We start from the raw sequence: 23,452 nt of genomic DNA, 5'->3' as shown, positions 1-23,452 counted from the left end.
ATCAATCGTTGTTTACGAGCTTACCTTATGGATGTCTCAAGTTATAATGATTAACTTCTCTTCAGTGATATGATATCACTTCTAGATAAAATAAAAAACTAGAATTATTACTTGAATAACTTCTAGTTCTATAATACGAAAAGAAGCCTAACGAAATGATTAAATCATTTCGTTACAGCTCCCTTTTTAGTCTTCTGTTGTTTCTTCAGTTGTGTTTGACTGTACCTTGAAACTAAATGATCCAAGCGATTTTGTAGAACCATCACTTGTTGTTTCAGTAAGTGTTACAGTATAGCTTCCACCAGGCTGAAGACCACTGAATGTAGTGCTTCTTCCAGCAGTGATTGTATTGCTGGCAGTTCCTGAACCAGAAAGACGAATTGTAACCTGGTTTGAAGAATCACCTGATGTTCTTACGGTAATTGAGCTACCAGTAATAGTAGAACCATCGGATACACGTGAACCATTTGATGAAACGCTGTAAGATGTCTTTTCTGTAGAAGATTTCTTAGTAGTAATAGTTCTAGAAACCTTATTAGAAGTACCAGAACCATTTGACCATGAATAGAATCCTACAACACGGTAAGTCTTATTGGCTTCAGGTGTGAAACCAAGAGTAGCGGAAGAAGAACTCAAGGACTGTGAGTGAACGAGAGTGCTTCCTTCGTAGACTTGAACACGGTAGACAACATCTCCGCTTGTAACCATTGAACGTGGATCATAAGAACTAAATGTAACTCTGATCTGATTATCATCAGTTACGCTAGCACTAAATGAAGATAATGTAGAAAGTGTATCTGCACTTGTTTCATTTGAACTTGAACCAGATGGTGTATGTCCTTTAACGAACCATGCAGTAATGACTTTCTTGCCATTCTGATAAGTAGTATAGCTGTTTCTAGGTGCTTCATATGGGTAAGTGCCCTGAACCATCTTAGCCTGAACTACTGAACTTGGTGTTTCATAAGAATGTTTAGCTTTACGTTTAGATAATAGATTTGCGACTTTAGCAGCAATTAACTTAGACTGGTTAGTACCGCTGATATATAAACCATGTTTACGCTGGTCACTATCAGTATATCCATTCCAGAATGCCCATGAGTAATCTTCAGAGAAACCGCAAAGCCAGTTATCTTTTGATTTACCTCTAGGAATACCTGGAACTTTACCATCATGGTTGGTAGTACCAGTCTTAGCACCGATATTGTAGCCAATATCAAAGGCTGAATAATCTTTTTCATCCTTGACATAAGTTGTCATGATTTCTCTTAGCATGAAGGCTGCATAATCAGCCATAGCCTGCTTGCTGTCAGATTTTAATCTTTCATCAACATTAATTGTTTCACCAGTTGTATTAACAACAACCTTCTTGATAGTATGTGGCTTAATATAAGTACCACCATTAGAAATAGCAGCATAAGCACCAGCCATTTCAAGTGGAGTCGTACCATATGACCAACCACCGATTGCATAGGCAAGTGAGAATGTTTCTTTATCCATCTGGAAACCTAAGCCTTTTAGATAATCGATAAGCTTCTGTTTACCTGTCTTTTTCCATACATCATTTAAGGCATGGATCGCAGCTAAGTTCCAAGATTTACCTAATGCTTCATAAAGTGTAACATCACCGTGGATTTTTCTATCCCAGTTCTTTGGTGTCCATCCACCTTTAGAGTAAGTAGAGTCATCGGCCATATGACCAGTTGACCAGTATAGATATTCAAATGCAGTAGCATAATCTAGAATAGGCTTGATTGAAGAACCTGGCTGATGACGATCAGAGAAGGCATAAGAATAGTTGCCGACCTTGAAATCACGTCCAGATAATAATCCAAGAATACGTCCAGTTGCACTTTCCTGAACGACCCCACCAGTCTGCATATATTTGTTAGGGAAAGAATAGTTCTTTCCTGAAGCAATATCATCAAGATACTGCTGTACTTCGGTATCTAGATAAGTGTAGATTGTAACATTGGTCTTGCTTGGATCAATGCCCCAATCAGATTTAAGTTCTCTTGTAACACGGTCAACATAAGCAGCGTATTTCTTGCTTTGCTTAACTGGATTCTTTTGAAGCGTATTTGCTAATGGAACTTTCTTTGTGGCTTCACAAAGCGAATCGCTGATATAACCATGTCTCTTCATTAAGTTTAAGATCACATTACGACGATTTTCAGAACGCTGGTAAACATAATAAACATCATCGTACACTGGGTTGTTTAATGAACCTGCAAGATAAGCAGCTTCAGGTAATGTCAATTGAGATGGAACCTTGTTGAAATAGTACTTGCTTGCAGCATAGATTCCAACAGTGTTTTCCCCTCTACCAAAATAGATCTTATTTAAATAAAGTTCTAGTATCTTCTGTTTAGTTGTCTGCTGAGTAGCCTGAATAGAAAGAATTGCTTCCCCAAGTTTTCTTTGCATTGTCTTTTTTTCTTGAGGATAGTAAGTTTTCTTCATCAGCTGCTGAGTGATAGTAGAGCCACCACCACCAACACCGATATGGGTGATGTGGCTGATTGTCGCTTTAATAATACGAGGTAAGTCGAAACCATCGTGGACGAAGAAACGTGAATCTTCGGCTGAAACTATGGCATCAACCATAACTTCTGGAATCTCTGAATACTTCGTATATTTCCCTTGTGCAGAGCCATATGTATAGTACGTTTTCCCATTTTCGCTAACCTGACTAGAAGTGGCTGTTGTTGTTAAGTTGTTGATGTCAAAGTCTTTAATCTGTGAATAGACTGAGGCTGTGAAGTAAACAGCAAAACTTGCAATCAAGACGCAAACTGCTAATATGGCAGCGATGATTAAACGTCGCTTGGCTTTCTTGTTCAGTTTGACTTTCTTTGTCTTCATTATTATGAATCCTCCTTAAGGTAAAACTCATCTAAAATTTTAAGATAGTCTAGACGAGGTTGAAATCCTTGTTTAATGAGATGACCAAGTTGTTTGATTTCCTCATAAGAGATGGATTTCTTACTCGCATGGCAGTAACGATCTACAATGTAGGATGCATCAATGAGATAGACCTCATTGATTGAAGTGAATGCAATAATCAAGAAGGCAATGCCTCCATGATGAATAACACGATCAAGATGTCTGATCTGATGATCGGAGATATTCTTAAAAGGAAAATTGTCAACCTTCGTTTCCTTGGCTTCAAAATCTACATATTTTCCTTTATATAACCCATTGTAGTCAGTTGTAGATGGCTTACGATAATAAGCTTCTACAATTTTTGCAGCACTTCGTTTTGGATAGTCCACCTTAACAATCTGAACGGGAATGGGTTTCTTGTAGATGACCGCAATGTCATTTTCAAGATAGTAGGAATTAGAAAGATTAATATCTTCTTCCAAGTTCATTCCACGATAAGCTGTATAATGCCGGCTTTCCTCTTTTAAAGGCTGCAAGCACAAATGTGTCACTTTCTTTTTATTAGGATACTTAACCATACGTTTCTCCTTCTGACTTATTATACCAATATTTTATGGTCATGGCTATAAAAAAAGAGGGGAGAACACCTCATAAACAGTAAAGAATAAGATTTTGCTTGCATTTCTTGTCTTTTTTTGTAAAATGATTATCAGGGAGTGAAGAGTATATGGAAAATAAGATTAAGTTAAGTCCAAAGAAAATCGTGAATAAGCAGTTTCAGATCGATTCTAAAGGCTACAATGCCAATGAAGTTGATTATTTTTTAGATGTTGTTGTGGCTGATTATGAAAATTTTGCCGCTATGCTCAATCGCGCATATGATGAAATTGATACATTGCAGAAAACAGTATCTAAATTGAAAGCGCAAGTTCAGTCCTATGAAAATAATGCAAAAGCAGAGAGTGCTAAAAATATTGAATCTCAGATGGAATCAAATGTTGATTTGTTAAAAAGACTTTCTCAGTTGGAAAAAGAAGTCTATAGTAAGAAATCTGAATAGCGTCTGCGAGAATCAATCGCTAGAAGTAGAGGAAAGTCCGTGCTATCACGAGCTGTGATGCTCGTAGTGTTCGTGCTAGGCCCAATAAGCCTAGGCAACGCAAGTTGACGACGGCGATGCTCCTAAGTCTTTGATATGGAGCTAGCCATAAAGTGCCACAGAGACTATGGCTTAGCGAAAGCTAAGAGTGAAAAGTTGGTAAACTCCGCGAGGTAGAAACCCAAATTTGGTAGGGGAGTCTGATGGAAGGAACTGAACTGACATCAGGTAGGAAACTAAGAGAAATGATTGGTTGAAAAACAGAACACGGCTTACAAGAGCAGACGTAAACACGATATATTATCGTGTTTTTTCATTTATAGTCATGATGTAAAACTTTTCTTTGACGTTGTCAAAACTCGAGTTTTATGTTTTAATTAATATGTTAATCATAGACGGAGGTCATTATGAATAATTTAGGTGAATTAATAAAACAGAAAAGGCTAGAAAAAGGGCTAACAATTGAACAGCTTTCAGAAAAAACTATGCTTTCTATTGCGATCCTTAAGGATATTGAAAGTGGAGCATTTAATCGCTATGAAGGTGATGAAATGTATGTTCGCATGTACTTAAGAAAGCTTTGTAAAGTACTTGATATGGATGTTGATGAGGTTACTGCTTCTTATTTAGCTTTAACTGAAGAAATAAAAAAAGAAGAATTAGAAAAAGCAGCTAAGGCTGTTGAAGCACAAAAGGAAAAAGTTCAGAACAAGAATAATTTCCAATTTGAAAGACCTAATTACAATGGGAAAAATAATGTCTATAGAGACAAGAGTCACCTCAAATTTATTCGTGCTGGTATTATTTGTGTTGTTGTTGCCTTGATTGTTGCTGTAGCGTATACTGCTATCAAGTCATTGCCAGCGGGATCATCATCTGAATCTACACAGCAGTCGACTACTGGTAGTGTTAAGACTACTAAGAAGAAGGAAACTAAGAAAAAGGAAACAGCTCCTGTAAAGGAAGAAAAAGAAGAAAAGAAAGAAGCTACTGTTTCATTTAAGTCGCTTTCTTCAAGTACGCGTTATCCTATGTATCAGGTAAATGTATCTGGTGAAACGGACAAGATTACTGTTAAGGTTGTCTTTGGTAAGAAAAGCTGGGCAGGATTCTATGTTAATGGCGTAGCTTCATCGAAGTTTGAAAATAGAACATATAAGGCAGGTGAAACTGTCACAGCTAAATTGAATGCTGCTAAGTTTAAAAAATTAAAGATTGTTAATGGTCGTTCTACTGATACTAAGTACTATATTAATGATAAAGAAGTACCGTTGACAAATGCACAGAAAAACGCTAAGACTTCGACATTGACAATTGTAAAGAAGAACTAATAAAAAATCGTATGGCAGTCTTGTGTCATACGATTTATTTTTGTAAAGGAGATTTGTGATGAAAGAATTAGCAAAGATGCTTATTGATGCACATTTATCTATTTCTAGTGTAGAATCATTTACGGTAGGACATTTTGCGAGCCGCATTGGCATGAACCCAGGTATTTCGAAAGTATACCGTGGTTCGATTGTCAGCTATCAGACGATGATTAAGCATAAAGTGGTGGGCATCGATCAAGATTTAATTGATAAATACGGCGTTGTTTCAAGTCAGATTGCCAGGGAAATGTGTCTACATGGACAAAAAATCTTTGATAGTGATATATGCATTTCCTTTACAGGAAATGCTGGACCGGATGCTATGGAAGGAAAACCGGTAGGGCTTATTTATATTGGCATTGCTTATCTTGATCACGTTTCTGTCTTTGAATATCGTCTTTCTGGTAAACGTGAAGATATTGTAGAAAAAGCATTGCAGCTTGGTATTGATAATCTTAAAAATGAAATAAAGAAAAATACATCATCAGCGTGTATAGAATGATAGGAGGAGAATTATGGCAAAAGAGAAAAAGAGTGTTAGCGTCAATGTTGAGAATAAAGAAAAAGCGCTAGATGACGCTATTAAGCAAATTGAAAAGAAATTTGGTAAAGGGTCTGTCATGAAGCTTGGTGATCGTGCTTCAGTGGATGTTGATGTTATCCCTTCTGGTTCATTGACATTAGATCTTGCTTTAGGAATAGGTGGATATCCTAAGGGACGTATTATTGAAATCTATGGTCCTGAATCAAGTGGTAAGACCACATTGACATTGCATGCAATTGCAGAATGTCAGAAGCAAGGCGGCAAGGCAGCGTTTATTGATGCAGAACATGCCATTGATCCTGTCTATGCTAAAAATCTTGGTGTTAATGTTGATGAACTGATCTTATCTCAGCCAGATAGTGGTGAGCAGGGGTTGGAGATTGCAGAAATGCTTGTACGTTCAGGCGTTATTGACCTGGTTGTAGTCGATTCTGTTGCAGCGTTGGTGCCACAGGTTGAACTTGATGGAGAAATGAGCGACCAGAATATGGGTCTTCAGGCAAGACTTATGTCCAAGGCTTTAAGAAAGCTTTCAGGTATTATGAACAAGACAAGCTGTACAGTTATCTTTATCAACCAGTTAAGAGAAAAGATTGGGGTAATGTTTGGTAATCCTGAAACAACTACAGGTGGTCGTGCTTTAAAATTCTATTCTTCAGTAAGAATTGAAATTAGAAGAAGTGAACAGATCAAGATCAGTGGAGATGTTGTTGGTAATAAGGCCAACATTAAAGTTGTTAAAAATAAGGTGGCTCCACCATTTAAGACAACTCAGGTTGATATCATCTATGGAAAAGGTATTTCTCATGATGGAGAAGTGCTTGATTTAGCGACTCAGTATGACATTATTGAAAAATCTGGGGCTTGGTATGCCTACAAGGGAGAAAAGATTGGCCAGGGACGTGAAAATGCGAAGGCTTATCTTAATGATCATCCTGAAATCATGGAAGAAGTGGAGACACAGGTACGTGCCATCATGATGGGAGAAGAGTAGATGCACGATACGGAAGAAGTGCTTCTCAAGGGCTTCTTTGATTTGCTTGATGAGAAGACTATGGATAAGATTACTATCCAGGATTTAGCTGATTATTGTCATGTTAATCGTAATACGTTCTATTATCATTTTGATAATATCTATGATCTATTAGAGAAGCTTTTTTTAAGACAGACACAGGCGGCATTAAGCTATATTGAAGAGGGCGAAAGCTTTGAAAACTGTATAAGAGCTATCATTGATTTTGTATTGTGCAATCAAAATCGTGCCCGTCATATGATTTCATCCTCCCATGATGAGCGTATGACGACATTGCTTGGTGATAGTTTCTATACGATTGTGAAGGCTTATCTTGAAAAATACTATATCATTGAAGAAGATGAGAAAGACAACGAGGAGTTTTTGCTGAATTTCTGTCGTTTTGCTTTTGTTGGCATGATGATGCAATGGATTGAAGATGGCATGGATGAAGATGCTTCTTCACAATTTGTAGATCAGCTTGTCAGATATACTGGATCAAATCTTGATATTGCATTTAAACAAAGAGAGAATGTGTAGACATTCTCTCTTTGTCATATTAAAGAAAAAGAAAGGGCATTAATTTATCTATTTGACATAAATGAGTTTATTCTAGAAATGTGTGAGTATTGAAATTGATGAATAAATCATATATAATTGATATGGTATTTTAATTACCTCAAAAAATCATAGGAAGGAAGAATGGCATGGAAAAATATGTATTCCTTGTTCTGGTTTTTGTTATAGGTATCATTTTAGGTATTATCATCAAAAATGTATATACTAGCATTAAATTATCAAAGGCGAAAGATGAAGCCAAAAAGATTGTTGATGATGCAAACGCTAAAGCAGATAATATTATCAAAGAAGCGAATTTAGATGCAAAGACTCAAGCTTATGAATATAAGCTACAGTCAGAAAAAGAAATCAAAGCTGAGCGTCTAGAACTGACAAAATTTGAAAATCAGCTATCTCAGAGAGAACAGAATATTGATCGAAGAGATATCGCGTTACAAGGAAAAGAGGATATCCTTGATTCGAAAAACCAACAATTAGATAAGAAACAAGCAGAACTAGGTAAGTATGAAGAGCAGCTTAAACATCAGATTGATGAAAAGGTTGCTGAACTTGAAAAAATTGCTGCGATGTCAGCACAGGAAGCAAAGAAGGAACTGTTTGAACAGGTAAAGGTACAGATGGAAAATGAAGTCACTGCCTATATCAAGGAACAGGAAGAAGAAGCAAAAACAAAGGCTTCACTCTTTGCAAAAGATATTATCGCTAATGCGATAAATCGCTATTCTCAGGAAGAAGTAACAGAACGTACTGTTAATGTTGTTTCTTTACCTGGTGAAGAAATGAAAGGGCGTATCATTGGTCGTGAAGGTAGAAACATTCGTGCTTTTGAAAGTGCTACTGGCGCTGAATTGATCATTGATGATACACCAGAAGTTATTACTGTTTCATGTTTTGATCCAGTAAGACGAGAAATTGCCAGAATGGCTCTTGAAAAGTTAATTAAGGATGGTCGTATCCAGCCTGGAAGAATTGAAGAAGTTGTCGAAAATACGAAGAAGGAAATCGACGATATCATCTATAAGGCAGGGGAAGATGCGGTCTTTGAACTTGGTCTTTCTAAGATGAAGAAAGAAGAAATCCGTATGATCGGTAAACTTAAGTATCGTACAAGCTACGGACAGAATGGTTTACAGCATTCGGTAGAAGTTGCACATTTCGCAGGCATCATGGCTGCTGAATTAGGTATTAACCAGCAGTTGGCTAAACGTGCAGGATTACTTCATGATATTGGTAAAGCCATGGATCATGAAATGGAAGGAAGCCACGTTGAGCTTGGTGCTAAATTTGCTAAACGTATGGGTGAAAATAATATTGTCATCAATGCGATTGCGTCTCACCACGGAGATGTCCCAACTGAATCAGTCATTGCAGTGTTAGTATCTGCTGCTGATACGCTTTCTGCCGCTAGACCAGGAAGCCGTAGTGAAACAATTGAAAACTATATTCAGAGACTTGAAAAGCTTGAAGAAATTTCTAAGAGCTTTGATGGTGTTGATACAGTCTTCGCTATTCAGGCAGGACGTGAAGTGAGAGTTATTGTCAACCCAGAAAAAGTTGATGATCTCAAATCACATAAACTTGCAAGAGATATCAAGGAAAAGATTGAAAATGAACTTACTTATCCAGGACATATCAAGGTCACTGTGATCAGAGAAGTTCGCGCAAATGAAATTGCAAAATAAGATAGGACTTTTCCTATCTTATTTTTTGTAAAGAGGATGTTATATGAAAATATTATTTATCGGAGATGTTTTTGGAAAGACGGGAAGACAGGTGCTTTCTAGATATCTTCCTCAAGTAAAAAAGAAATACAATGTGGATATGGTTATTGCTAATGGAGAAAATGTTTCTCATGGTAAAGGACTTATTCGCAAGCATTATGATGAAATGGTATTTGAAGGCATTTCATTGATCACAATGGGAAATCATACTTATGCAAAAAGAGAGCTATTTGATTATATCGATGATGCTGATCGATTGATTGTCCCATTAAATAAACCTAGAAGTCTTCCCGGAGTAGGAAGTCGTCAGATTGAAATCAAGGGGAAAAAGGTCCGTGTGACTAATCTTTTAGGATTGACTTTTATGGATGGCAAGTCCAACAATCCATTTGAAGTGATTGATGATCTTCTATTAGAAGATGACAGTGACATCCATATTGTCGATTTCCACGCTGAAACGACAAGTGATAAGATTGCACTTGGGTATTATCTAGATGGACGTGTATCGGCTGTTTTAGGTACGCATACGCATGTTCCTACTGCAGATGAAAAGATCTTATCACAAGGAACAGCTTTTCAGTGTGATGTAGGTATGACTGGTCCTTATGAATCTGTTATCGGCTGTGAAAAGGAAACAATCATTAAACGTAATTTAACGAGTCTTATGACACCATTTAGGGTGGCAGAAGATGAAGGCCAGTTCTTAGCTACATTGCTTACTTTTGATGATCATACAAATAAATGTACGGATATTATGCGTATCCGTATTGATAAGGATCATCCGTTTCAATAACATGACAGGCAAGAAATTGCCTGTTTTTTTCTGAAATAGAAATAAATTATGAAAGTGTTTTCTTTTTAATAAAACTGCACTATAATAAAGGTGTCGAAAATATATAAGGGGGAAGTAATAATGGCAACACATAAAATTTTAATGCAGACAGCACAGGTACAGAAACTTATTGATTTCTTTGATGGATATGAAGATGATAAAATCAAATGCAAATATATTTCAAAGAAAGGTATCAAAGCTACTTTTGATGTAGAATCTGAATTATCTGCAGATGAAGCAGCAGGACATTGCAAGAGTTTATTTAAAAACACACCAGCTGGTAAAGTATTATATTTCTCAATCCAGCCAGAAGGATTCTTTGGTAAATAGGAATATGAATAAGAACTGAAAAGTTCTTATTTTTTTTATGTTGAAGATTTGTTATAATAACGCCGAAAGAGAGGAATAATATGAAAAAAGATTATAGTGAATATTTTAAAGGCCCTTCTTTAAAAGATGCAAGAAAACGTGGAAAGACTGATGTAAGACGTCTAGATAACGTTTTTGAAATTCCTCCAGATATGGTTGGTATCGGTAAAGGGCGTTCTTATTTTATACAGACATACGGCTGCCAGGCTAATGAGAGAGATACAGAAGTTCTTTCTGGTATTCTTGAAACAATGGGTTATCGTAAAGCCGATGATGTCAAGGATGCACAGGTTGTATTGCTTAATACATGTGCAATCAGAGAAAATGCTGAAGAAAAAGTATTTGGTAAGATTGGCTATCTTAAGAATGTGAAGAGAGAGCATCCTGATATTATTTTTGGTATTTGTGGATGTATGGCTCAAGAAGAAGTCGTTGTTGAAAAGATTCGCAAGAAGATGAAACAAGTAGACTTGATCTTTGGTACACATAATATTCATCGTTTGCCTCAGCTTCTTAAGCAGGCTATGCTTGAAAAAGAAACTGTTATTGAAGTCTGGAGCAAAGAGGGAGATGTTATTGAAAATCTTCCTAGTACACGTGCGAAAGATAAGAAAGCATGGGTTAATATCATGTATGGATGCAATAAGTTCTGTACATACTGTATTGTCCCTTATACAAGAGGTAAGGAACGTTCTCGTTTAATGGAGGATGTTTTAAAGGAAGTACAGGAATTAAAGGATAAAGGCTATCTTGAAATTAACCTGTTAGGACAAAATGTCAATTCTTATGGTAAAGATCTAGATACTGATTATAATTTTGCGACATTGTTAGAAGAAGTCGCAAAGATCGGTATTCCTAGAGTAAGATTTATGACTAGTCATCCTTGGGACTTTTCTGAGGACATGATTCAGGTTATCGCAAAATATGATAATATCATGCCATTTATTCATTTGCCTGTTCAATCAGGAAACTCAGATGTCTTAAAGATCATGGGTAGAGTCTATACAAGAGAACAGTACTTAAAGCTTTTTGATCGTATTAGAGAAGTGATGCCTAAGTGTGCTATCACGACTGATATTATTGTTGGTTTCCCAAATGAAACAGAAGAACAGTTTGAAGATACATTAAGTCTATATGATCATTGTCAGTACGATTTAGCTTATACTTTCGTCTATTCTGCAAGAGAAGGTACACCTGCAGCTAAGATGATTGACAATGTGGATATTAAGACAAAAGAAGCTAGACTTCAGCGTCTTAATGAAAAAGTTAATTATTATGCAGGTATTGCTAATAAGAAATATATTGATACTGTACAGAAAGTATTGGTTGATGGACCAAGCAAGAAGAATCCAGATATTCTCTCTGGATATACAGAAACAAATAAGCTTGTAAACTTTAAAGGAAATCCAGAACATATTGGAACTATTGTGCCAGTAAAGATTACAGAAGCTAAGACTTGGACGCTTGAGGGTGAAGAGGTTGTCAACGAAGGATAAGGCACAGCTTATTAATGACTATCTTTTAAGTAAAGAGGAAGTTATCGCTTATAAGCATTATGAGTCATTGCTTAAGGATCATCCAGAGATTAAGGAGATGGAGGATGAGCTTAAGGCAATGCAGAAGGAATTGACAAGAAGAAAGGTCAGAGATGAGGAGATATCTGATCTTTATGAGGAGTATCTAACGAAAAAGAAAGCATTTGAAGAGCATCCTCTTATTGTGAATTACCTTAATTTGAAAGAAGAAGTGAATGCACTTCTTCTGAATGTAGAAGATCTCATTAATAACGAATTGTCATAACATATTGACTAATTTGCTGTTATTTATTATAATTGGGAAAATTTATATTTAAGGAGAACATTATGGCATATTATTACGACGAACCATCACATACATTCAGTGAATATTTGTTAGTTCCTGGTTACTCAGGACCAGACTGCATTCCGGGCAATGTTAGTCTTAAAACACCATTGGTGAAATTTAAAAAAGGAGAAGAACCTTCTCTTTCATTAAATATCCCTCTAGTGTCTGCAGTTATGCAGGCTGTATCAGATGACAAAATGGCTGTTGCACTTGCTAAAGAAGGTGGGGTTTCCTTCATTTACGGTTCACAGTCTATTGAAGATCAGGCTGAAATGGTAAGAAAAGTTAAAGCTTATAAGGCTGGCTTTGTAACTAGTGATTCTAACTTAAGTCCTGATAATACATTAGAAGATGTATTAGCACTTAAAGAAAAAACTGGTCATTCTACAATGGCTGTAACTGAAGACGGGTCTGCAAACGGTAAACTTCTTGGTATTGTAACAGGAAGAGATTATCGTGTCTCACGTATGGATAAAGAAGAAAAAGTTTCTTCATTCATGACTCCATTTGAAAAGCTTGTAGTTGCACATAAAGATGTAACGTTAAAAGAAGCAAATGATATCATCTGGGATAATAAGCTTAATGCATTACCAATCGTTGATGATCAGCAGAATCTTCTATATTTCGTATTCAGAAAAGATTATGAAACAAGAAAGACTCATCCAGATGAATTATTAGATGAACAGAAGAGATACGTAGTTGGGGCTGGTATCAATACAAGAGATTTCGCTACACGTGTTCCTGCACTTGTAGAAGCTGGTGTAGATATCTTATGTATCGATTCATCTGAAGGATATACAGAATGGCAGAAAATTACTATCGAATGGATCAGAGAACATTACGGTGACAAAGTAAAAGTTGGTGCTGGAAATGTCGTAGATGGCGAAGGATTCAGATTCTTAGCAGAAGCAGGTGCTGATTTCGTTAAGATCGGTATCGGTGGAGGATCAATCTGTATCACTCGTGAAACAAAAGGTATCGGTCGTGGTCAGGCTACTGCTACAATTGAAGTTGCAAAAGAAAGAGATAAATATTTTGAAGAAACTGGTATCTATGTACCAATCTGTTCAGATGGTGGTATCGTTTACGATTACCATATGACTCTTGCTTTAGCAATGGGTTCTGACTTCATTATGTTAGGTCGTTACTTCTCAAGATTTGATGAATCTCCTACTAATAAAGTTATGGTTAACGGACAGTATATGAAAGAATACTGGGGTGAAGGATCTGCAAGAGCTCGTAACTGGCAGAGATATGACCTTGGTGGAGATAAGAAGCTTTCTTTCGTAGAAGGTGTTGATTCTTATGTACCATATGCTGGTCCATTAAAAGACAATGTTGCTTTATCATTAAGCAAGATGAAACATACAATGTGCAACTGTGGTGCTTTAACAATTAAAGAATTACAGGAAAAAGCTAAGATTACTTTAGTATCTTCTACTTCTATCGTAGAAGGTGGAGCACATGACGTAGTATTAAAAGAAAATACTCCAAACCAGAATCAGTAATAATAAAGACGCATGATTATCATGCGTCTTTTAAGTTCTTCTTTCATTTTCATGTGCTTCATAGTACTTGTTCTTCATACAATACATGCGATGATCAGCTAAGGAGATAACCTGATGCAAATCATTGTTGCACTCAAAGCTGTAGGCAATACCATATGAGGAAGTAAGCGGATGATCTTTATGGTGAGAAGCTTTATATTCCGCTTCTTCGAAGTTTTCAAAGAGACCATTGATTTTCTCTTGATTACAATGATTATAGACAATGATAAATTCATCTCCACCCATTCTGGCAATCATGTTCGCATCATTAAAATGAGATTTAAGGAAAGTTGCAAAATCTAAAATTAACATATCGCCAGCAACATGGGAGAAGTTGTCATTGACAAATTTAAGTCCATTCAAGTCAAAATAGATAATTGTATATTTATTTGTTTCATGAATAATTTCAGAAATCTTTTCATTAAAATAAGTACGATTTCTAAGTTTAGTCAATGAGTCCGTATAGGCAATTTCCTGCCATGTAGTCTCTTTTATCTGAACACGAATGATTTCTTCATTCCTAATAGCAAAGGCGTAGACCATTAAAATAATCAAAACCAATAATCCATATTGTGTATATGTAGAACCAATATGAGTTTCATTAGCAATAAGATAACGTTCGATGTTGTAGCGCAGTACATCCAAAATACCAAATGCAAAATGAACGATAAATGCGAGCGCTACAATACGTTTGCTTGTTTTCCAGTTGTTATCTAAATAAAGTGCAATAATGAAGACAACATTTGTAATTGCTTCAAAGAGCTGGAATATCACAAGCGGAGCTTGAATGCTGAAGAAATTGAAATAAGAAAAAACAATAATGAATACAGAGAAGCAACTCATAAAAATGAGCATTGGGTAAATCTTTTTGCGGTATTTATTATCTCTAATAAAGGAGTATTGTAATAAGGAAAAGGCAATACCAGATAGATATAATGAATAAAATTCAGCATACGTATTAATAAAGTGATTAGTTAAAAATACCTGAATGATCTTTGTGCAACAAAGAATCCAGATGCCTCCAAGCAGACTGTAGAGCCCAATCGCAAACACTTGGTAGAGAGTACGTATTAACGAAGAAGCCAGGGCAATCAGGATGATTCCAAGTAAAATAAGAAAGCTTGCCAGCAGCAAAGTCTGAGGAGAATCCTTGATTATCGTTTCATTCAATGTACCACTTTTTATTAGTCTAAAGTCCGCAATATTTGTAAAAGGATCATTGATCGATGGTTCTACTACAATCTTTAAATCCTGCATTTCATTGCTTTTAGAAAGCGGAATCTCAAGTACTGCCATCGGTACAAATTTCTTCTTTTCATGATAAGTATACGTTAGCTTTTTATTTTGATAGAGTTTAACTGCACTGAATGGGACATTGACCATTAAAGAAGTATTATTTTTGTTAATCATCTTTTTTGTAGAAAAAGTAATTACATCATTATTATGAATATGATTAAAGCGATAATTACTTATTCGTCCGTGATAAACGACTTTATCATTTACTGAAATATGCCAGAATGAAGAAAACTTATCATATGTTTCGTGAAATGGTGTTAGAAAGCTCATAAAAAACCAGAGAAAAGCTACGAGTGCGATAATGAGACCTGTAAACAGCCAAACTCTGTTTAATTTCTTTTTTTCTTGGGAGTTATCATTTAGTTTAAATTCCATAAAAACACTCCTTAATAATATCAAATTGAATCCCTATTTATATTATAATGTCACAAAAAAGTAAAAACCACTAAATAGTGGCAGTGCATAGAATCTTTTGACCTTTAATGAGTTAAATAAGCAGAAAGATCTATTCTTAAATTTTAATAGGATATCATGAAGATATTTTAGAAAGAAAGAATGAGAAGAGATTCATTTTTTATTTGAAAAAATCATCTTTTTTACATCTCTATAAAAGGAGAAATGTGCTTAAAACGAAGTAGAGTTTATGTTATAATATGATAGTTTTAAGGAGGCTTAACATGGCTAAGAAAAAAGAAAAATATTCACCGATGATGACAAAGTATCTTGAATTAAAAAAAGATTATCAGGACAGCATCGTCTTCTATCGATTAGGAGATTTTTATGAGATGTTTTTTGATGATGCCATTGTGGCTTCAAAAGCATTGAATATTGCATTAACAGGAAAAAACGCTGGTGTGAGTGAACGTGTACCAATGTGTGGTGTACCGTTCCATTCAGCACAGGGATATATTGAAGACCTTGTCAAGATGGGACATAAAGTTGTTATTGTAGAACAGTTGACTGACCCTAAAGCTTCAAAGGGACTTGTAGAACGTGGTGTTGTACAGATTGTAACACCGGGAACTATTATGGATCTTAAGCTTAATGAGAAAGTCAATCACTTTATCGGTGCCCTAGGTATCTTCGATTTTCATTACACATTAGCTTACGCTGATATTTCTACAGGAGAATTCTATTGTCTTAATCTTGAAAAAGATGATCGTAAATTAAAGAATCAGATTGAAACATTGGATCTTAAGGAATTAGTAATGAATCAAGATGGTTATGAAGATGATTCTTTAATGATCTCTCATTATGATAATGAACATATTCAAGATAAATATAAAAAACTATTTGAAGGCGTAAGTGACCTAAAAGAAATCAAGGTGGCAAGCAACCTTCTTAACTATATGCTAGAAACACAGAAGCGTGATTTGGACTACATTCAGCCATTGACTGAAGTTGATCAGCAAAACTATGTAGTTCTTGATGCTTCTACAAAAAAAGCCTTAGAGTTAACAAAAAACAGCAATCAGGAAAAATATGGAACATTGCTTTGGCTATTGGATCATACGCACTCAGCTATGGGTGGAAGAATGCTGAAAAGCTGGATTGATCATCCTTTACTTAATAAAGACGCTATAGAAGAACGTTTAGATATGGTAGAAATCTTTGTAGATAATCTTATTGAAAGAGAAACTATCAAGGATATGATCAATGAAATCTACGATATTGAAAAATTAGCAAGTCGTATTGCCTTTGGCAATGTTAACGCGAGAGACTTAAAGTGGATTGCTTCTTCTCTTCAGGTAATTCCTGAATTAAAACATCAGCTGTTATCATTAGAAAATGAGAAGCTTAATAAGCTAGCTGAACAGCTATTGGATTTAACACCAATTACTGAGCTTATTGAAAGTGCTATTGTGGATAATCCACCACTTGTGATCAAGGAAGGCAATATTATCAAAGAAGGCTATTCCGCTGAACTTGATGAATATCGTGATGCCAAAAAGAACGGTCAGAACTGGCTTAGAGAATTTGAAGAAAAAGAAAAACAGCGTACTGGTATTCAGAAGCTGAAGATTGGCTATAATAGAGTCTTTGGCTATTATATCGAAGTAACAAAGAGTCAGCTTAATCTTGTAAAAGATGAGTTCAACTATACAAGAAAACAGTCGCTCACAAATGCAGAACGTTTTATTACTCCTGAACTTAAGGAGATGGAAGATAAGATTCTTTCTGCTCAAGATCGTATTGTATCATTGGAATATGAAATCTTTTCTCAGATCAGACAATATATCAAACAGTATGTTCATATGATACAGGATGTCGCTAAAGTTGTTGCGAAGGTGGATGTCTATATTTCATTAGCGATTGTGGCTTCTTCTAATAGATATGTAAGACCAACATTTAATGATGAACATCGTCTTCATATTGTAGAAGGAAAACATCCAATTGTAGAAGAAGTTATTTCTTCAAAGAACTATATCGCCAATGATGTAGACCTAGATGAAAAGAATCGTATCATGATGATTACTGGTCCTAATATGGGTGGTAAATCAACATATATGAGACAGGTTACTTTAACTGTTTTAATGGCCCAGATGGGATCATTTGTACCGGCTAGAGAAGCAGATCTGCCAATCTTTGATCAGATCTTTACAAGAATTGGAGCATCTGATGATCTTGTTTCTGGACAGTCTACATTCATGGTAGAAATGCTTGAAGCCAACAACGCTTTGCGTTATGCAACTGAAGATTCATTGATTATCTTTGATGAAATCGGTAGAGGAACAGCGACCTTTGATGGTATGGCACTTGCTCAAGGAATCGTAGAATATATTGCCAAGAAGACGAAAGCATTGACTTTATTTTCTACTCATTATCATGAATTAACATTAATGAATAAAGATCTAGGTATCAAGAATGTCCATGCGAGTGCAGATGTTTCTAATGATTCTATCAAGTTCCTTTATAAGATCAAAGAAGGGGCAACAGGACAATCATACGGGATCAATGTTGCTAAGCTAGCCAAGCTTCCTGATGAAGTCATTGCCCGCGCTAAAGTCATTCTTGATTCTTTACAGGACAATAACATGGAAACAAAGCTAGAAGCATCTTCAAATACTGTTATTGTAGAAAAAGAAAGTGCTGCAGAAAAAATGCTTTCACAAATTGATCCAATGCAGCTTTCACCAATTGATGCACTATCAACACTTATTGAATTAAAGAAACTATTGTAAGAGGGAGATATCATGGCAAAGATTCGACAGTTATCAGAAGATACAGCCAATAAGATTGCGGCAGGGGAAGTTGTAGAACGCCCTGCGAGCGTCATTAAGGAACTTGTAGAAAACAGTATTGATGCTTGTGCCCATAAGATTGATGTAGAAGTCGTTGAAGGTGGCGCTACGCTTATGCGCATTATCGATGATGGAGTAGGCATGAGTGAAGAAGATGCCCAGATGTGCTTCTCTCGTCATGCTACAAGCAAGATTGTAGATGACCATGACCTCTTTAATATCACAACATTAGGATTTAGAGGGGAAGCTATCCCTTCAATTGCATCAATTTCAAAGTTTACATTAGAAACATGTGAAAAGGATGTAGGTACAAGAGTCTCTTATGAATTTGGCAAGAAAAAAAGTGTCGAAAGATGTGCCATGAATAAGGGAACATGCATAACGATAGAACGCATCTTTCAGAATGTGCCCGCACGTCTTAAGTATTTAAAGAGCGTCAATGCGGAATTTGCGGCGATCTATACTTATATTGAACGTCTTTCTCTTGCTCATCCAGAAATTGCCTTCACTTTAACTCATAATAATAAGCTGATTTATTCTACCAATGGATCAGGATCATTGCTTGAAGTGATTGCTGAAATCTATGGTGTATCGACAGCCAAGAATATGATGGAAGTAGATTTTGGTAATGAAGAATTCCATATTTCAGGCTATATTTCTAAGATTGAAGAATCAAGAGCATCTAAGAATCATATTATTACACTTGTTAATGATCGTTATGTCCGTAATATGAAGACCATCAATACAATCAATGATGTCTATCGCAATTATCTTCCTGAAAAAAGATTTCCAATAGCGATCGTACATATTGATGTCGATCCTTATCTAGTAGACGTCAACGTACATCCTGCTAAGCTAGAAGTACGTTTCTCTAAAGAAATGGCTTTAAAAGAAGTCATCACTGAAGGGATAGAACAGGCTTTAAAGACAGTTCATGAAACACCTGTACAGGAAGTAGAAGAAAAACCCACTTTTAAAGTGCAACATGAACAAATGCTATTTAAGCTAGAAGAGGATGTTCCTTCATTAATAAAGATGCCTACTCCTACTTATCATGTAGAAGAAAAACATGAAGAAGAAAAAGAAGTTCCTATCAAGGAAGAAAAGCCTATCGTAAAAAAAGAAGTAAAACCTTTAAAAGAAAAAATCTATGCGAAAGGGCAAGTTCGTGGGACTTATCTTATAGGAGAAAATGAAAAGGGCATGTATCTTATTGATCAAAAAGCTGCTCTGGAAAGAATCAACTATGAAAAATATCAGGAACATTTTGCCTCTTCATCGTTGGATATTCAGCCATTGACAGTACCTTTGATCTTTGAATTCACAGAAAGTGAATTCATGATTCTTGAAGAAAACAAAGATAAGCTAGAAATGATTGGTATTAATCTAGAATCATTTAGTAGAAATACATTTACATTAAGAAGTCTTCCTTCATGGATGACACAGATTGATGAAAAACATTTTATTGAAGACATGTGCGAAAAAATATTAAATGATGAAGATCTCGATCTTTTAGAATTAAGAGATTATGCAATCATCGCATTGGCTTCTAAATTCTCAGTTGATCGTAACACATATTTAAGCACTGCTGAGATGCAGGCAATCATGGATCAATTGATGCGCTGTGATAATCCATATGTGGATGCTTCAGGAAAACCAACACTCATTTTCTATAGTGATCATGAGTTATTAAAAATGTTTAAGAGGATAAGATAATGGAAAAAGTGATTGTGATTGTAGGACCTACTGGTGTCGGCAAGACAGCTTTAGGTGTGGCACTTGCCAAACAATTGAATGGGGAAGTCATCAGTGGGGATTCCATGCAGATCTATAAACGTATGGATATCGGTACAGCGAAGGTCACTAAAGATGAAATGCAAGGGGTCGTACACCATCTTATTGATATCAAGGAACCTTCTGAAGAATATAGTGTCACTGAGTTTCAAGAAACTGTCAGAGCCTGTATTGATGATATCGTAAAAAGAGGAAAGCTTCCTATTATTGTTGGAGGAACAGGACTTTATATTAAAGCAGTCCTTTATGATTACACATTTGAGAAATGTGATAGTGATCCTAAGAAGATGGAAGAGAAGTATAAGGATTATTCTAATGAAGAACTTTATGAACGATTAAAAGAAGTAGATCCTGGTGCTACGCGCAATATTCATCCTAACAACCGTCGCCGTGTCTTAAGAGCTATTGAAATCTTTGAGACAACTGGAAAACGTAAGAGTGAAATGGAAGATGCACAGCGTCATGAAATGATTTATGATGCAACCTGCATTGGACTTACTCTTGATAGAGAAAAACTTTATGAACGCATTGATAAACGTGTAGATATCATGATGGAAAATGGACTTGAACAGGAAGTCAAATCATTGATTGAAGAAGGATGCAAACCTACTTATCAGTCAATGAGAGGAATCGGCTATAAAGAATGGTTTGAATATTTTGAAGGACGTTCTTCAAAAGAAGAAGTCATTGCCCTTATTAAAAAACATTCCCGTAATTATGCGAAAAGACAGTTTACATGGTTTAATAATCAGATGATGGTAAACTGGTATGAAGTTAATGTGGAACATTTTGAAGAAACGGTCAATAAAGTAAAGGAGGATTTCATCAATGGACATGAATAGCATTATCAGTTATGCCACAATTGCGGTAGGTGTATGGCTTGTATATTGTGGATACAGATTGATTACAACATTGGATCTCAGATCATTTTATGATCCAAAATCATATGATCATATCCCTGATAAAAACCGTAAAGAGTATGCTAAAGGATTAGGAAAGATTCTTTGTGTATTCGGTATTGATCTTATCATTACTAATGTTCTATTCTTTTTTAAAGGTGATATCATCTTCAATATTGCCATGTTCTTCCTGATTTTAGGACTTTTGGGTACCATTATAGCTATTGTGATCTTAAATAAGAAATATGAAAAATAAAAGAGACATGTCACTTTTTTGATATGTACCCAGAATCCTGGACACATATCATTTATGTGACGATGTCTCTTTTTTTCTTCTTTTTAATCCCTTTAGATCATTTGTACGTCCATGTCTTAAAATACGCTGATAATTGTCAGTCAGTGATTTTTCATAAGGACTTGTAAGCCAAGGAACATAGAATTGTTCATTCTTGATTTCATCAGGAAGATATTGAATATATTCCCATAAATCAGGACGACCATAATCATACTTCTCATCTTCTTCTAATCCAACAGGGGTCAAAGAAAGATAATGGGGTGTAGGGTGTGGGTTATTTCTTACTGATGCAAGCGCACTGTCAATGGCGTTCTCACTTGATTTTGATTTAGGAGAAAGCGCCAATTCAATGACTGATTGTGCAAGCGGAATACGGGCTTCAGGAAAGCCGATGACCTTGGCAGCCTGGAAAGCCATCACTGTACGCATGCAGGCGTTGGGATTGGCAAGACCAACCTCTTCATAGGCAATAGTACAAAGACGTCGCTCTAGTGATTCCATGTCATTGGCTTCAATCAGTTTGGCAAGATAATACAAGGCACCATTGACGTCGCTGCCACGAATAGATTTTTGGAGTCCTGACAAAGTATCGTAATATTGATCTTCATCTTTATCAAATTGCGCATTGGCATGTGGCAATGCACGTTTGGCTTCTTTTAATGTGATATGCCCATCATCAACGATAATGGAAGCTGTCTCTAAGGTATTGTAGGCATAGCGAATGTCCCCTGATGACATCTTAGCGATAAAGCGATAGACATCTTCATCGATCTCAAATTCATTGTTAAGTCCTTTTTCGCTTTGTGCACCTCTTTTTAATCCTTCGATGACATCTTCTTCTTTTAATGGTTTGACTTTAAGTATCTGACAGCGAGAACGAATCGCTGGATTGATGGAATGGTAAGGATTGGCGGTTGTACATCCGGCAATGATCAGCAAGCCACTTTCGATATGCGGAAGGAGATGATCCTGTTTGTCTTTATTCAGACGATGAACTTCATCGATAATAACAAATAGTCCATCACTCATTTTTGCTTCAGCAATGATCTGATCCATCTGTTTCTTATTGCCTGTTGATGCATTAAAAAGACGATAAGGTATGTCTAGATCATGAGCAAGCGCGCTCGCTAGCGTTGTCTTTCCACATCCTGGTGGACCATAAAGGATGATGGAAAGAGGATGTTTCTTTTTTACAAATTGTGTGAGTATTGCTTTTTTACCAATGAGATGTTCCTGCCCAAGAACTTCATCTAGTGTAGATGGTCTCATATTGTGTGCAAGTGTTGTGTGAATCATGGACTTCCCCCTTTGTTTATGGCATACTGATTATAACATTTTTTTAAAGGAAGTAAATGCGGATGAAAGTTATACTACAAAGAGTGACACACGCCTCATGTGTTGTGGATGAACAGGTGACTGGTGAAATAAAAGATGGATACATGGCATTAGTAGGAATATCGACAGAAGATCAGGAGGACGTTCTTGAGAAGATGGCAGACAAAGTCGTCAATCTTCGCGTCTTTAGCGATGAAGAAGGAAAAATGAATCGTTCACTGTTAGATGTCAAAGGAGAAATTTTGTCCATTTCTCAATTTACGCTTTACGCTGATGCAAAAAAGGGAAGACGACCAAGCTTCACGCATGCGGCTAAGCCCGATGTATCTTTGCCAATGTACAATCAGTTTAATGAATTATTAAAAGCAAAAGGGGTTCATGTAGAAACAGGAATCTTTGGTGCAGATATGAAGATTTCATTGTTAAATGATGGACCTGTCACTATCATTCTTGATAGTGATCAGCTATTGTGAACTACTCCGACTTAACGCTACGCATTTGAAGTCGGAGCTTCCTGCTTCAACCATTACTGCATTGACTACGATGATACGCAACTCAATGTCTTACACAATGTCCACAGGCGTATAAGTTAGGGCTATTCCATCCCTACTGTATATTTAATGTTTAGGCTACTGCAAAAGATTCGTTTAGTATACGTAATCCCTCATGTAAGATATTAATAGCAGCGTTCTGGTCACGGCTTATTGTAAGACCGCAATCACATTTCATTGTGCGAATTGTGAGATTTTTCATCTCAGGATGTATCTTT

Annotated in this window: 20 protein-coding genes and 1 other RNA gene; 17 read left to right on the top strand and 4 right to left on the bottom strand. The window is 36.1% G+C overall.

The window, feature by feature from the left end:
• Positions 1-186 precede the first annotated feature (186 nt).
• Together J6L95_RS09850 and recU are read right to left on the bottom strand one after the other, a co-directional pair.
• Positions 187-2,865, bottom strand: a complete 2,679-nt coding sequence (locus J6L95_RS09850; protein ID WP_035884980.1) for a transglycosylase domain-containing protein — start codon at positions 2,863-2,865, stop codon at positions 187-189.
• A gap of 2 nt (positions 2,866-2,867) precedes the next feature.
• Positions 2,868-3,464: a Holliday junction resolvase RecU gene (gene recU, locus J6L95_RS09845; RefSeq protein WP_029071145.1), complete on the bottom strand. Its 597-nt coding sequence runs from the start codon at positions 3,462-3,464 to the stop codon at positions 2,868-2,870.
• 149 nt (positions 3,465-3,613) lie between these two features.
• Between recU and gpsB the strand changes: the two genes are divergently transcribed.
• The 12 genes from gpsB to J6L95_RS09785 all read left to right on the top strand — a co-directional run bounded on the left by gpsB (position 3,614) and on the right by J6L95_RS09785 (position 13,783).
• Positions 3,614-3,946 (top strand): cell division regulator GpsB, encoded by a 333-nt coding sequence (gpsB, locus tag J6L95_RS09840; RefSeq protein WP_029071144.1) that lies wholly within the window; start codon positions 3,614-3,616, stop codon positions 3,944-3,946.
• 8 nt (positions 3,947-3,954) lie between these two features.
• An RNA gene (rnpB, locus tag J6L95_RS09835) (RNase P RNA component class B) lies at positions 3,955-4,261 on the top strand.
• A gap of 131 nt (positions 4,262-4,392) precedes the next feature.
• Positions 4,393-5,316, top strand: a complete 924-nt coding sequence (locus J6L95_RS09830; RefSeq protein WP_031588521.1) for a helix-turn-helix domain-containing protein — start codon at positions 4,393-4,395, stop codon at positions 5,314-5,316.
• A gap of 58 nt (positions 5,317-5,374) precedes the next feature.
• On the top strand, positions 5,375-5,857 hold the full coding sequence (locus J6L95_RS09825; RefSeq protein ID WP_029071142.1) for a CinA family protein: 483 nt from the start codon (positions 5,375-5,377) through the stop codon (positions 5,855-5,857).
• A gap of 13 nt (positions 5,858-5,870) precedes the next feature.
• On the top strand, positions 5,871-6,893 hold the full coding sequence (recA, locus tag J6L95_RS09820; protein ID WP_287458997.1) for a recombinase RecA: 1,023 nt from the start codon (positions 5,871-5,873) through the stop codon (positions 6,891-6,893).
• Positions 6,894-7,451 carry a TetR/AcrR family transcriptional regulator gene (locus tag J6L95_RS09815; protein ID WP_287458996.1) on the top strand — a complete coding sequence of 186 codons (558 nt, stop codon included), beginning with the start codon at positions 6,894-6,896 and terminating at the stop codon, positions 7,449-7,451. It abuts the gene before it with no gap.
• 167 nt (positions 7,452-7,618) lie between these two features.
• Positions 7,619-9,172 carry a ribonuclease Y gene (gene rny / locus J6L95_RS09810; RefSeq protein ID WP_074685913.1) on the top strand — a complete coding sequence of 518 codons (1,554 nt, stop codon included), beginning with the start codon at positions 7,619-7,621 and terminating at the stop codon, positions 9,170-9,172.
• Positions 9,173-9,215: 43 nt separating this feature from the next.
• Complete coding sequence (locus J6L95_RS09805; protein ID WP_029071138.1) at positions 9,216-10,004, top strand: TIGR00282 family metallophosphoesterase; 789 nt, start codon at positions 9,216-9,218, stop codon at positions 10,002-10,004.
• A gap of 120 nt (positions 10,005-10,124) precedes the next feature.
• The gene (locus J6L95_RS09800) at positions 10,125-10,373 is read left to right on the top strand and encodes a hypothetical protein (protein ID WP_029071137.1); all 249 of its coding nucleotides are present in this window, start codon (positions 10,125-10,127) and stop codon (positions 10,371-10,373) included.
• A gap of 80 nt (positions 10,374-10,453) precedes the next feature.
• The gene (gene miaB, locus J6L95_RS09795; protein ID WP_287458994.1) at positions 10,454-11,908 is read left to right on the top strand and encodes a tRNA (N6-isopentenyl adenosine(37)-C2)-methylthiotransferase MiaB; all 1,455 of its coding nucleotides are present in this window, start codon (positions 10,454-10,456) and stop codon (positions 11,906-11,908) included.
• Complete coding sequence (locus J6L95_RS09790; RefSeq protein WP_051550652.1) at positions 11,892-12,212, top strand: YlbF/YmcA family competence regulator; 321 nt, start codon at positions 11,892-11,894, stop codon at positions 12,210-12,212. Before miaB ends, J6L95_RS09790 begins: the two co-directional genes overlap by 17 nt.
• Positions 12,213-12,274: 62 nt before the next feature.
• Entirely contained in the window at positions 12,275-13,783 is a 1,509-nt protein-coding gene (locus J6L95_RS09785) for an IMP dehydrogenase (RefSeq protein WP_287458993.1), read from the top strand.
• Between the two features lie 30 nt (positions 13,784-13,813).
• On the opposite strand, the gene J6L95_RS09780 is transcribed toward J6L95_RS09785, so the two are convergent.
• Positions 13,814-15,493, bottom strand: a complete 1,680-nt coding sequence (locus tag J6L95_RS09780; protein WP_287458992.1) for a GGDEF domain-containing protein — start codon at positions 15,491-15,493, stop codon at positions 13,814-13,816.
• A 302-nt stretch (positions 15,494-15,795) separates the two neighbouring features.
• On the opposite strand from J6L95_RS09780, the gene mutS reads away from it, so the two are divergent.
• From mutS to J6L95_RS09760, 4 genes are read left to right on the top strand one after another with little or no spacing between them, the layout of a single operon-like run.
• Entirely contained in the window at positions 15,796-18,300 is a 2,505-nt protein-coding gene (gene mutS / locus J6L95_RS09775) for a DNA mismatch repair protein MutS (RefSeq protein WP_029071132.1), read from the top strand.
• A gap of 12 nt (positions 18,301-18,312) precedes the next feature.
• Entirely contained in the window at positions 18,313-20,076 is a 1,764-nt protein-coding gene (mutL, locus tag J6L95_RS09770; protein ID WP_287458991.1) for a DNA mismatch repair endonuclease MutL, read from the top strand.
• Positions 20,076-20,996 carry a tRNA (adenosine(37)-N6)-dimethylallyltransferase MiaA gene (gene miaA / locus J6L95_RS09765; RefSeq protein ID WP_287458990.1) on the top strand — a complete coding sequence of 307 codons (921 nt, stop codon included), beginning with the start codon at positions 20,076-20,078 and terminating at the stop codon, positions 20,994-20,996. Before mutL ends, miaA begins: the two co-directional genes overlap by 1 nt.
• Positions 20,983-21,309 carry a hypothetical protein gene (locus J6L95_RS09760; protein ID WP_029071129.1) on the top strand — a complete coding sequence of 109 codons (327 nt, stop codon included), beginning with the start codon at positions 20,983-20,985 and terminating at the stop codon, positions 21,307-21,309. Before miaA ends, J6L95_RS09760 begins: the two co-directional genes overlap by 14 nt.
• Before the next feature lie 48 nt (positions 21,310-21,357).
• Here the strand turns inward: J6L95_RS09760 and J6L95_RS09755 are convergent, their stop codons facing one another.
• A complete protein-coding gene (locus tag J6L95_RS09755; protein WP_287459001.1) occupies positions 21,358-22,641 on the bottom strand; it encodes a replication-associated recombination protein A in 1,284 nt (427 codons plus the stop codon).
• Between the two features lie 65 nt (positions 22,642-22,706).
• Here J6L95_RS09755 and dtd point away from each other — a divergent pair, with 65 nt between their 5' ends.
• Positions 22,707-23,156, top strand: coding sequence for a D-aminoacyl-tRNA deacylase (gene dtd / locus J6L95_RS09750; protein WP_029072471.1), 450 nt, complete (start codon positions 22,707-22,709; stop codon positions 23,154-23,156).
• Positions 23,157-23,452: the final 296 nt, after the last annotated feature.

The organism is Kandleria sp., from assembly GCF_017934775.1.
Classification (GTDB): Bacteria; Bacillota_I; Bacilli_A; order Erysipelotrichales; family Coprobacillaceae; genus Kandleria; species Kandleria vitulina.
Note: the sequence above shows the minus strand (reverse complement) of the source record. Positions and strands in the feature narration are given on the sequence as shown.